Below are 11616 nucleotides of genomic sequence, written 5' to 3'. Positions count from 1 at the left end.
GCGACGGCAGTGGCGACGGCGGGTACGGCGGGACACGGCGGGTGCCGCAGGCCGTGGGTACGGCGGATCGGGCAGGTACGGCCACCGTGGCACGGGAGCGCCGGGGGTTCGCGGCGGGTGTGGCGTTCGGGGGTACGCGAACGGGGTGGAGGCGTCCCGCGCGGGGACGCCTCCACCCCGTACCGGAGCGGCGTGCGGTCAGTTCGAGGTGACCGTGACCTTCTCGTCGTTCTGGATCTGCTTGACCAGCTGGCGCATCTTCTCCTTGTCCCAGACGACGTTCCCGTTGCGGAAGCCGCTGCTGGGCATGTTCATGGACTTGCCCTCGCCGCCGCTGACGCCCTTCATCGCGAAGAACATCCCGGCCAGGTCGAACAGGCCCATGTCCTTGTCCACGATCAGCGTGTCCAGGCCCGCGCCGAGCGTGGGGTAGAGGGCGAAGGGGTTCAGGAGCGTGCCCGGCGAGGCCGCCTGGCTCGCGAGGGCGGCCAGGAACTTCTGCTGGTTCTTGGTGCGCGCCAGGTCCGCCTCGGCGAAGGCGTACCGGGTGCGGACGTAGGCGAGGGACTGCTCGCCGTTGAGGGTCTGCTTGCCCGCCTGGAAGTCGGCGCCGGACTTCTTGTCCTTGAAGGCCTTGGGGATGTCCAGCTCGACGCCGCCCATCGCGTCCACGATGTTCGCGAAGCCGGCGAAGCCGATCTCCGCGTAGTGGTCGATGCGCAGGCCGGTGTTGTGCTCGACGGTACGGACCAGGAGCTCGGGGCCGTCGGTGGCGTACGCGGCGTTCAGCTTGGTGCGCTTGTGCTGGTTCTCGAAGCGCTTGCCGGACTCCGAGCCCACGAAGGACGGGATCTCCACGTCCGAGTCGCGCGGCAGCGAGATCATCGTGTTGCCGCTGCTGCACGACGCCAGAATCATCATGGAGTCGGTGCGCTTGCCCTCGGCGGAGCCCGTGTGCAGGCGCTTCTTGTCCTCGGCGGTCATGCCCTCGCGGCTGTCGGAGCCCACCACCAGGTACGTCGTGCAGTCGCCCTCCTTCGGCCGGTCGATGACCTTGGAGAGGTCGACCTCGCGGCGGACCTTGGAGTCGGCCCAGAAGTAGGTGGCGACCGAGGTGATCGCGACGACGGAGACCACGGTGATCGCGCCGATCTTGATCCGGCGGCCCCAGTTCGGCGCGGGGCGCGGGCCACGGGTGGCACCGGGGCCGCCGCCGTTGCCGCCCCGGCCGCCGCCTCCGCCGTAGACCTGGCCGGTGTTGTAGCCGTCGTCGCGCCGGCCCCCCTGCTGCCCATACGCGTAGTCGTCGTACCCCTGCGCCTGCTGCGGCGGTACGGCAGGGGCGGGCGGCGCGGGGCGGCGGCCCGCCGGGGGCGGGACCTGGCCGCGCTGCACATGCCGCATCACCCGGGGGCCCTCGGGCTGCGCGCTCGCGCTGCCACGGCCGTACCCGTTGTCGCGGTCGTCGTTTCGTGCACTGGGCCAGTCGCTCATGCCCACAAGTGTGCGGGCAGGGGGCGGCAGGCTCACAGGGCGGGTGGGGAATCGGGGCAGGGCTGTTGCAGAGCTGTGTCAATGAGCCCGCGCATAAAGTAGAGGGCATGACAGATCAGGCCCAGACCCCGGAAGATCCCATTCCGGGCAAGCCCACCTCCGCGTCCCGCACCACCCTCAGCCACATCATGACCGCTGCGGAAACGAATCTGCTGGGCACGGTGCACGGCGGCGTGATCATGAAGCTGGTGGACGACGCGGCGGGCGCGGTCGCCGGCCGCCACTCCGGCGGGCCCGCCGTCACGGCCTCGATGGACGAGATGGTCTTCCTGGAGCCGGTGCAGGTCGGCGACCTCGTGCATGTGAAGGCCCAGTGCAACTGGACCGGCCGCTCCTCCATGGAGATAGGCGTACGGGTCCTGGCCGAGCGGTGGAACGAGTCCACCCCCGCCCAGCAGGTCGGCTCCGCCTACCTGGTCTTCGCCGCCGTCGACGCGGACGGCAAGACGCGCCCCGTGCCGCCGGTGGTCCCCGAGACGGAGCGCGACAAGCGGCGCTACCAGGAGGCGCAGATCCGGCGCACCCACCGCCTCGCCCGCCGCCGCGCGATCAAGGAGCTGCGGGACCGGCGGGCGGCGGAGGGGCTCAACGACTAGGCCGCAGGGCCCTCACGCAGGCCCCGCAGCCCCACGGCCGCTACGGGCACACCACCTGGTCCCCGGTGACCACCCCGAACTCGCCCTGGTACTCGTCCTGCGCATGCACCGGAGTCACCCCCCGGTAGTCCGCCCCCGCCGTGACCCGCATCAGCCCGCCCTGCCCCGGCACCGGCCTCAGCTCGCAGCCCGGCAGGGCCGCCGCCAGGGACTGGGCGCTGCGGTCCCAGCGGGGGTCGTACGTCACCAGGGTGCGGGCCAGGTCCCGGCGCACCCCGTTGCCGGGCGCGCCCGTGGTGCGGAAGCCGGTGGCCTTCAGCGCGGCGTCGACCCGTCGGCCCAGGCCCGCCGTGCGCGTCCCGTTGTCGACCTGCACCCGGATCTGCTCGGGGGAGACGTCCACCGGGGTCGCCCGGTCCTTCTTGGGGCGCGGGATGCCCAGCGGCCGGTCCTCCCGGAGCGTCTGGAAGAGCTTCTTGGCCTTGGCGTCGTCCCATTTCAGGGTCGAGCCGATGCCCTTCACCGGGAAGCTCATCTCCCCGATCGGCACCGACGTGAACTCCGAGGACGCCGGGGTGAAGCCCCGCATCGCCTGCCCGAGCGCCAGCATCTCCTTCGTCCCGAAGCCCTGGTCGGCCCGCACCGAGCCCAGCAGCGTCGAGGCGACCTCGCGGAACTTCACCGGGTTGAGCAGCGCCCCGCCGTCGGTGGCCTTGGCGATGAAGGCGGCCAGGAAGCGCTGCTGGCGCTGCATCCGGCCCAGGTCCGAGGCCCCGTCGATGTGCCGGGAGCGCACGTACTGGAGGGCCTCGCCGCCGCCGAGCCGGTGGGTGCCCGGGGTCAGGTCCAGGCCCGTGTAGCTGTCCTTCAGGGCGGTCGTGGTGCAGATGTCGACGCCGCCGAGCACGTCCACCGTCTTCATGAAGCTGGTGAAGTCGACCTCCAGGTAGTGGTCGATCTTCACGCCGGTCATGTGCTCGACGGTCCGCGTGGTCAGGCTCGGCCCGCCCTCCGCGTACGCCGCGTTGATCTTGACCGGGTGGGAGCGGTGGTGGTCGCCGGTGGTCTCGTCCGTGTGCTCGGGCATCTCCGCGTAGCTGTCGCGCGGCAGGCTGACGACGCTCGCCCGGTCCCGGTCCTCGGAGACGTGCACCAGCATGATCGTGTCGGTGCAGTGGCAGGGGGCGCCGCCGAGCCGGTACTTCTCCTTCTCCTCCTTGGTGATTTTGTCGCGGCCGTCGGTGCCGACCAGGAGGATGTTCATGCCGCGCCCCGGCTCCGCCTCGGGCCGGTTCTTCATGTCCTTGAACGGGTCGACCCGGTCGATCCCGGTGTTCATGCTGGTCACCATCGCGTGCCCGATCCCGCCGGCGGCGAGCACCAGCACGGACAGGGTGGTCGCCGCGCGCAGTCCCCAGTGCGGCCGCTCGTCCTGCTTGCGGCGCTTGTCGCGGGGGTGCTGCGGGCGGCGTCGGGCAGGCTGACGGGGCGGCACGGGCACGGGGGACACCTCCGCTGAGGGCACAGGACGGGGATCGCCTCGCACCGTATGCCGATACGATCTCCAGCCCGGCGGACCTCACCGGCCGCCGCGCGAGGCTGTCCCCCGTTCGCGGTAACGGGACGGCCCGTGGACGCGACGGCCCGCCAACGCGACGGCCCGGCACACGAGGTGCCGGGCCGCCTTCCGCGTACGTACGACGGATCAGTCCTTGCCGTTCCACTTGTACGGGCCGTACACGTCCATGCAGCCCTTGTCGTCGCCCTTGACCGCCTCCGCGGACTCCGGGACGTCGCCCGCCTTCGGCACCTCGGCCTTCGGGTAGGAGGAGCCGGTGCGCCAGTCGGCGCCGACCACCAGGGTCACGCCCGAGACGTCCGTGGACTTGCTGACCGCCGAGGCCGGCAGCCCCAGCGCCTTGGCGACGGCCTGCGCGTCACCCTCCAGCTCGGCGCTCGGGAACTTCACCGTCGTCCGCTCGGACCGTACGGGATCCCGGCTCGCCTCCGAACGGGAGTAGCCCTTGTCGGCGAGGGTCTGTGCGACGGCCTTCGCCCGGCCCGGGGTGGGGCCCTGGGTGTCGTTGCCGGTGCCGTTCTGCACGGAGACGGCCAGCTCGCCGGGGGCGGCGGACGGCTTTTTCGCGGGCTTTTCGGCGGGCTTCTTGCCGTTCTTGCCGTCGGACTTGGCGGCGCCGTTCTTGTCGAACGGAATGTCGTCCTGGAGGAGCCTGAGGACCTTGTCGGCGTCCTTCTCGGAGACGACGTAGTGGGCGTTGGGGTTCTTCGGGTCCGCGATCGTGGGCAGCGAGGTCATGGTGATGCTGTCCGAGGGGACGTCCTTGAGCTCCATCGCCAGGTCGAAGAGCTTCTTGGGCGAACCGATCTCGTCGGAGACCTGGAGGGCCTTCGTCGCGGTCTCGGCGAGCGAGGTGATCCGGCCGGCGTTGGTGAAGGCGTCCTCGCCCTGGAGCTGGCGCATCATCGAGTTCATGTACATGTGCTGCGCCTTCGCGCGGCCCTTGTCGCTCCCGAACGCGTGCCGGGTGCGCAGCCACTGGAGGGCCTGTTCGCCCTGGATCTTGTGCGGGCCCTTGGACAGCTTGAGGCCCGAGCCGCCCTTCTCCATGGCCGTCGGCCTGTCCCACACGCCCTGGTTGAGACAGACCTCGACACCGCCGACGGCGTCCGACATCTCCACCACCCCGGCGAAGTCGATCATCAGCCAGTGGTCGATGTAGATGTTGGTGAGCTTCTGCCAGGTGTCCAGCACACAGCTCGGACCGCCGAGCGCCAGCGTCTTGTTGATGATGCCATTCGTCGGAGGGGAGACCTTCTGGGTCTTCGGGTCCTTGCACTCGGGGATGTCCACCCGGGTGTCGCGCGGGATGCTCACCACGGAGGCGTGCTTGCGGTCGGCGGAGACATGCAGCAGTTTCTGCACGTCGGCCAGCGGCGGGTTCTTGGTGAGGTCCTTGCCGCCGCCGAGCTTCACGTTCTCCGGGTTGGAACGGTCGTCGGAGCCGATCAGCAGGATGTTCAGCGGGGTCTGCCCGGCGGCGTTCGCCTTGGGCTTGTCCGGGCCGTTGCCGCTGCTGCGGGCGCTGCTGCGCAGGTTGCTGTTGAGGTGCTGGTAGTAGAGGTACCCGGCGCCGGCCGTGCCGAGGATCAGCACGGCCAGGGCTATCGCCCCCCAGCGCAGGATCCGTTTGCCCCTGCCGGGGCCGCCCTCGGGTCTGCGGCGGCGCGAACCGCCGCGACGACGGCCGCCGTGGCCGCCGCCGGCCGCCTCGGACGACCGGGCTGCCGAGTCCGCGCCCTCGTAGAGACTGTCGTCCCAGCCGAGGTTGCGGGCCCGGGTCCCCTCCCCATGCACGCTGCTGTTGCCCACCGGGCCCCCACCCACTTCTCTTCAGTTTCCGTTTCGCACCCGGCGGCGCGAGTTCCTTGGGCGTACGCCGGCACGAGTGCCGGGCATGCCGGTCCTACTGGGCGCACACCGACTTGCCGGCGTTGGCCTGCTGGATGCCCTCGGGCGCCTTCGCCGGGCCGCCGAGCGGCTTGCCCGCCCCGCTGAAGTCCTTGCCCAGCGTCAGCTTCATCGGCTCGCGGGCCCCTGCCTGTGCGCCGGTCGGCTTGAGCGCCGAACCGGGCAGGCCCATGACCGCGGCGAGCGCGCGCGCCTGGTCGGCCTGGTTCTCGCCGTACGTCAGCACGGTCTTCGCGGTGTCCGGGTCCGGCGAGTTGCCGCCGTTGGTGGCGAGCTTCATGCCCTTCTCCACCTGGAGCCAGGTCAGCGTCTCCTGGGCGGCGCCGCCCGTTCCGCTGCCGTTGAAGATGTCGACGCGGACGTCCTCGGCGGCGGCCTTCTCGCCCTTGAGCAGGGCCGCCTGCTGGTCCTTCTTCTCGGCCTTCTCCTTCTTCTTCACCTCGGTGAGGGAAGTGTCCGACTGGAGTATCGAGAAGAGGGCCTCGGCCTTCGGCTTGTCGACGACCACGGTGGCCCGCTGGTTCGGCGGTTCGGCCGGGTTGTCGATCACCGGCAGCGTGGTGAAGGTGATGTTCTTCGGGTCGACCTGGGCGACCTCGGTGGCCAGGGACTTCAGCTTGCCGAGGCCGTTGATGCCCGAGTCGACGGTGAGCGCCTTGGTCGCCGCGTCCGCCAGGTCGTACAGCTTGCCGAGGTCGGTGAGCGTCTCGCTGGACTTCATCTTCCGCAGCATCGCGCCCAGGAACTGCTGCTGCGTCTGGATGCGGCTGAGGTCCGAACCGGTGCCGAACGCGCCCCGGGTGCGCACGAAGGCCAGCGCCTGCTCGCCCTGGATCGTGTGCTTGCCCTTGCTGAGCTTGAGGTGCGACTTCTTGTCGTTGACGTCCTTGGCGACACAGACGTCCACTCCGCCGACCGCCGTGGTCAGCGACTTCACCGCGTTGAAGTCGACCATCATGAAGTGGTCGACGGTCAGCCCGGTGATCTCCTTGACCGTGCGCATCGTGCAGCCGGGGTCGCGGTCGGACTGGCCGAGGCTGGTGTTGAACCGCTCGAAGGTGCTGCCCGGGACGACCTTCTCGGAGCCGTCGTCCAGCTTGGTCGGGCAGTCCGGGATGCGCGTCTTCAGGTCGCGGGGGATGGACAGCGCCGTCGCGTTCGTCCGGTCCTTGGAGACGTGGAAGAGGATCGTGGTGTCGGCGTGACCGGGGCTGTTCTTGTCGCCGTAGCCCGAATTCCCGTCGCCGGTGCGCTTGTCGGTGCCGATGACCAGGATGTTGATGGCCTGGTCCTTCTTGAAGCCGCCCGAACCGCCGGAGACCTCCACGGACTTCAGGTTGCCGTTGAAGTGGTTGTACAGCGCCCACGCACCGGCCGAGCCCGCCACCAGGACAAAACCGACCACACCACCGGTGATCTTCAGCGCCCGCTTGTTGCCCTTCTTCGGCTGCTTGCGCTTGCGACGCCCCGCCTGCGGCGCCGTGTTGTCGCCGCGCGGGGTGTTGCCGCGGGAACCGCCACCGCGGCTCCGCTGGGCGGGCACGTCACGGCGCGGGGCACCCTCGCCGCCGCGGCCGCGAGGGGCCTGGCCGCGCGGACTGCCCTGCGGCTGCCCGGCATTGCGGGCGGACCCTGCCGGTGCGGACCCTGCCTGTGCGGACCCTGCGGAATTGTCCAGTCGCAGTTCGTAGTTGCCGGTGTGCGGGTTGAGAACCCACTGGTCGGCGGGGTCGATCTCGTCCGCCCCACGGCTGTGCGCGTCCACGGTTGCCTGAGTCCTCCGTCGGTCCCACGCGAGGCGCCTCCCCCCAGGCGGCTCATCATTCGGTCCAGTCGTGCGTGCGTGATCCGAGCAGCGGCTCGTCGCACTGGATCGCGTCACACTATCTGGACAGATCAGCGCCCAGCGACGGCAGTGACAAATTCCACGCCCCTTACAACCGGGCAATACACCCAAAGCGCAACGGGTGATGCCCGGGACTTGGCAATCGCTTTACTCGCACATGCCTCTGGCGGCGTTGGTTCCGGCGAAGGTCGGCGTCGGTGTGGGGCTGGGCGTGCCCGGGTCGTCGGGCTTTCCGTCGCCGTCGTTGTCGCTCCCGGGTTCGACCGGCCCCCCGCTCGTGGGCGTGGTCACGGGATCGTCGTCCGATCCCCCCTGCTTCTCCAGCGACTTGGCGGGCGCCACCGAGACGGGTGCGTCCTCACGCAACTGCTTGAAGAGCTTCTCGGCCTTGGACTCGATCAGTTCGTCCCGGTTGCGGTCGTAGCGGTACGGCTGTCTGGGTACGGTCAGGAACTGCACCCGCTCCGAGGGCACGTCCCGCATGCTGGACGCCAGGTCGTACAGATCGCGCAGCGAGTCCAGCCCCGGGTCGGTGGTCAGCGCCTTCGTCGCGGCGTCCAGCACCGGATACAGCTTCGTCGGGTTCAGCAGGACTCCGTTGCTCTGCATCTTGTTGACGAGCGAGCCGAGGAACTGCTGCTGGCGGTCCATCCGTTCGGTGTCGCTGCCGCCGCCGATGGACTTGCGGGCGCGCACATAACCGAGCGCCTGCTCGCCGTTTAGGGTCTGCGGACCGGCGTCCAGCTTCAGGTGCGCGTCCTTGTCGTCGATCGGCTCCTTCAGACAGACGTCGACGCCGTCGACCGCGTCCACCATGTGCTTGAAGCCCTCGAAGTCCACCACCATGTGGTGGTCGATGCGGATGCCGGTCAGCTTCTCGACGGTACGGATCGTGCAGGCCGTACCGCCCATCTCGAAAGCCCAGTTGAACTGCGCGAACATCTTCCGGGTGCGGGTGCCGTCCGCCTTCGTGCAGCTCGGGATGTCCACCATCAGGTCGCGCGGCAGCGAGACGCCGGTGGCGCTCTTCCGGTCGGCGGCCAGGTGCAGCAGGATCGTGGTGTCCGAGCGCTGGGTGCCCTCGTCCCGCCCGTACTTCTCATTGCCGCCCGCGCGGGTGTCGGAGCCGATCAGCAGGATGTTCTGCGCGTCGAGCGCCACCGGGGCCTGGGTGGGGCGTTCCTTGTCCCAGGCGCGGAGCTCGGCGGCGGCACCGGTGTCGGTGGTGATGTTGCCGTCGAGCTTCTTGTAGAAGTACCAGCCGGTGCCGGCCGCGACGAGCACCACGACCGCCGCCCCGCCCGCGAGCCACCGCACCCAGTGCCGCTTCTTGCGGGCCGGGGCACCGGGGGTACCGCCCTCGGCCTCCGCCGCCACCGCGACCCCGGCGGGGGCTTCTGCCAGCACGGCGTCCTCCCGGGCGGCGACGGCGTCAGGCCCGGAGCCCGCACCAGGACCGGCGGCAGCGGGTGTCTGCGCTTCGGCGGCATCGGGCGCGGGTGCCTGTTCTGCGTCCGGTGCCGGTGCTTCGGCTGCGTCCGGTGCTGGTGCTTGCGTCGCGTCCGGTGCGGGTGTCTGTCCTGCGTCCGGTGCCGGTGCTTGCGTGCTGTCCGGTACGGGTGCGTCCGCCGCGTCCGGTGCCGGTGCCTGCGTGGTGCCGTCCGCCGGGCGTGGCCCTGCTCCGGGGCCGGGTTCCGGGGCCTTCGCCGGCCGGTCCGGTTCGGGGGGCGTGCCAGCGGTGTCGGTCACGTCGTCGTCCATCCTCGTACGGGTCGGCGGCACGCTGGGCCGCCGATCGCAGGAGTAGACGGCTGAACCCGGCGCTTGGTTGTGCGTCCCATCGATCATGTCCTGTGCCCCGTCGCGCGCCCGCGAAGCGGGGCCCCGGTCCACCGAATGGGCCGCCCCCCGAACCCGTACCGGAGGACGTACGCCCGCTACGCCCCGCGCGTGTGCGTGACGCGCTCGCTCTCGACGCGCTTCGCGAGCGACTCCGCCGACAGTTCGCCGATGTTGCGGACCAGGACGACCGAGCCGCCGGACGCCAGCGGCGCGTACAGACCGGAGGACAGCCCCTCCCACGTGTCGTACGCCAGACCCGACAGCACGCGCGACCCCGGCCCGAGCCCCAGCGCCTGGGCGTCCGCGCGGGCCCGCTCGACCACCTCGGCCGCACTCAGCGACGTACCCCCGACGGACAGGGCCGTCTCGTCCGGGTCGACGGGTGCGAAGGGGACGAACCGGTCGCCCTGGGAGGGGACTTCGACCGCGTAGTCCGCGAAGCCCTCCGGGGCGGCGGGGAAGCGTCCGCCCAGCGGGCGCAGCGCCAGCGCCACCCGCTCGCCCTTGCACGCGCGCGCGGCCTCCAGCGCGTCCGGGCCGCTGACCACGACGTCCGCCGCCGCCGGGTCGCCCGCGACGTCCGCCTCGACGCCCACCGAGGCGCAGGCCAGCAGCCACACGGCACTCTGCCAGTGCGCGGGCAGGTGCAGCGAGAGCCGGTCGCCGGGCCCGGCGGACAGGTCGCCCTGGAGGAGGTTGGCGGTCTTGGCCACCCAATTGGCGAAGGTCGCCACGGACAGTTCGACGCGCTCGCCCGTCGCGTCGTCGTAGAAGGTGACGAGGGGACGGCCCGGGTCCGTGGCGAGCGCGGAACGCAGCAGGTCGGCAGGGGTGCGATCGGTGGAGTTCATCAGGCGAGCGTACGTCGCCGGGCGCGGCCGGGGCGGCGGGGGCGGCCCGCGCCCGGCCACCCGTCCGGCGGACGGAACGTCACGGACCGTCACTTCACCGATGGACAGATTTATGACGGTATGACCACTATCTGCTGCATGCGTGCACTCCTTGCTTCCTCCATCGGCGTCACCTGCGCGGCCCTCCTCGCGCTCCCGCTCGTGCTCCCCGACGACGCCCCCGCCGACCGGCGGCAGTTGGCGGGCGCGCAGTCTGCCGACCTCCCCGGCAAGACCGTCTCCCTGCCGCTGACCCCGCTCGCCGGACGCACCGACCGGGCCGTCCCGCGCGCGGTCACGCTCGGCCTCAACCCCCGTGACGTGGACCCGTTCTCGCTGGTCGGCGTGGTCTGGGACGACCCCCGTGCCGTACTGAAGGGGCAGGTCCAGGTCCGTACGAGAGCAGCGGCCGGCGGTGACTGGTCGCGCTGGCAGGACCTCGATACGCACTCCGCCGACGCGGCCGACCCGGGCGCGGGGGAGAACCGTACGCACGGCGCGACCGCACCCCTGTGGGTCGGCGCGTCCGACGCCGTCCAGGCCCGCGTCCGCCCCACCGGCGGACCGCTGCCCGAGGGACTGCGCCTCGACCTCGTCGACCCCGGCGCCGAACCGCCCCGCGACAGCTCCCGCGCACCCTCCGCCGCCCTGGAACTCCCCGAACTGACCCGCGCCGAGACCGAGGCCGACGCCGCCTCCGCCCACCTGGAACAGGCTGAAACGGAAGCGGAAGCCGGTGTGCAGCGCCCGCGCATCGGACCGCGCCCGCGCATCGTCCTGCGCAAGGGCTGGGGCGCCGACGAGCGGCTGAAGGAGAAGGGCAACGTCTACACCAAGACGATCAGGGCCGCCTTCGTCCATCACAGCGCGTCCGGAAATGGGTACAGCTGTTCGCAGTCGGGCTCCGTCCTGCGCAGTATCTACCGCTACCACGTCAAGAGCAGCGGCTGGCGGGACTTCGGCTACAACTTCGCCGTCGACAAGTGCGGCAATGTCTACGAAGGCCGTGCCGGAGGTGTGGCCAAGCCGGTCCTCGGGGCGCACACTCTCGGTTTCAACTCCGACAGCATGGGCATCGCCGTCCTCGGGACGTACAGCAGTTCCACTCCGCCCGCCGCCGCGGTGAAGGCCGTCGCGAAGCTCACCGCCTGGAAACTCGGGCTGCACGGCGCCAACCCCAAGGGCACCACCTACCTCACCTCAGCGGGAGGCAACCTCTACCAGAAGGGGAAGAAGGTCCGGCTGAACGTCATCTCGGGCCACCGGGACGGCTTCGCCACCGAATGCCCCGGCGGCCGCCTCTACCAGAAGCTCGGCACCGCGCGCTGGACCGCGGCCCGCTTCCAGGGGCGGTGACCCTACCGCGACACCGACGCCAGCTTCACGCGGGGCGCTGAC

General features: G+C 71.0%; 8 protein-coding genes. 2 read left to right on the top strand and 6 right to left on the bottom strand.

The window, feature by feature from the left end; all coding sequences use genetic code 11:
• Positions 1-198: 198 nt before the first annotated feature.
• A complete protein-coding gene (locus tag IE269_RS37130) occupies positions 199-1494 on the bottom strand; it encodes an LCP family protein (protein WP_189827723.1) in 1296 nt (431 codons plus the stop codon).
• 107 nt (positions 1495-1601) lie between these two features.
• On the opposite strand from IE269_RS37130, the gene IE269_RS37125 reads away from it, so the two are divergent.
• A complete protein-coding gene (locus IE269_RS37125) occupies positions 1602-2150 on the top strand; it encodes an acyl-CoA thioesterase (protein WP_189827722.1) in 549 nt (182 codons plus the stop codon).
• A 40-nt stretch (positions 2151-2190) separates the two neighbouring features.
• On the opposite strand, the gene IE269_RS37120 is transcribed toward IE269_RS37125, so the two are convergent.
• The 5 genes from IE269_RS37120 to IE269_RS37100 all read right to left on the bottom strand — a co-directional run bounded on the left by IE269_RS37120 (position 2191) and on the right by IE269_RS37100 (position 10179).
• On the bottom strand, positions 2191-3651 hold the full coding sequence (locus IE269_RS37120; RefSeq protein ID WP_229898545.1) for an LCP family protein: 1461 nt from the start codon (positions 3649-3651) through the stop codon (positions 2191-2193).
• A 204-nt stretch (positions 3652-3855) separates the two neighbouring features.
• Positions 3856-5541: an LCP family protein gene (locus IE269_RS37115; RefSeq protein WP_189827721.1), complete on the bottom strand. Its 1686-nt coding sequence runs from the start codon at positions 5539-5541 to the stop codon at positions 3856-3858.
• Positions 5542-5635: 94 nt separating this feature from the next.
• Entirely contained in the window at positions 5636-7405 is a 1770-nt protein-coding gene (locus tag IE269_RS37110) for an LCP family protein (RefSeq protein ID WP_189827720.1), read from the bottom strand.
• A gap of 228 nt (positions 7406-7633) precedes the next feature.
• The gene (locus IE269_RS37105; RefSeq protein WP_438817673.1) at positions 7634-9235 is read right to left on the bottom strand and encodes an LCP family protein; all 1602 of its coding nucleotides are present in this window, start codon (positions 9233-9235) and stop codon (positions 7634-7636) included.
• Between the two features lie 188 nt (positions 9236-9423).
• Positions 9424-10179 carry a TIGR03089 family protein gene (locus IE269_RS37100; protein WP_189827718.1) on the bottom strand — a complete coding sequence of 252 codons (756 nt, stop codon included), beginning with the start codon at positions 10177-10179 and terminating at the stop codon, positions 9424-9426.
• 138 nt (positions 10180-10317) lie between these two features.
• On the opposite strand from IE269_RS37100, the gene IE269_RS37095 reads away from it, so the two are divergent.
• Positions 10318-11574 carry a peptidoglycan recognition protein family protein gene (locus IE269_RS37095; RefSeq protein ID WP_189827717.1) on the top strand — a complete coding sequence of 419 codons (1257 nt, stop codon included), beginning with the start codon at positions 10318-10320 and terminating at the stop codon, positions 11572-11574.
• Positions 11575-11616 lie beyond the last annotated feature (42 nt).

This window comes from Streptomyces spiroverticillatus (assembly GCA_014650415.1).
Taxonomy (GTDB): Bacteria; Actinomycetota; Actinomycetes; order Streptomycetales; family Streptomycetaceae; genus Streptomyces; species Streptomyces spiroverticillatus.
This window is presented reverse-complemented; position numbering and strand designations above follow the sequence as displayed.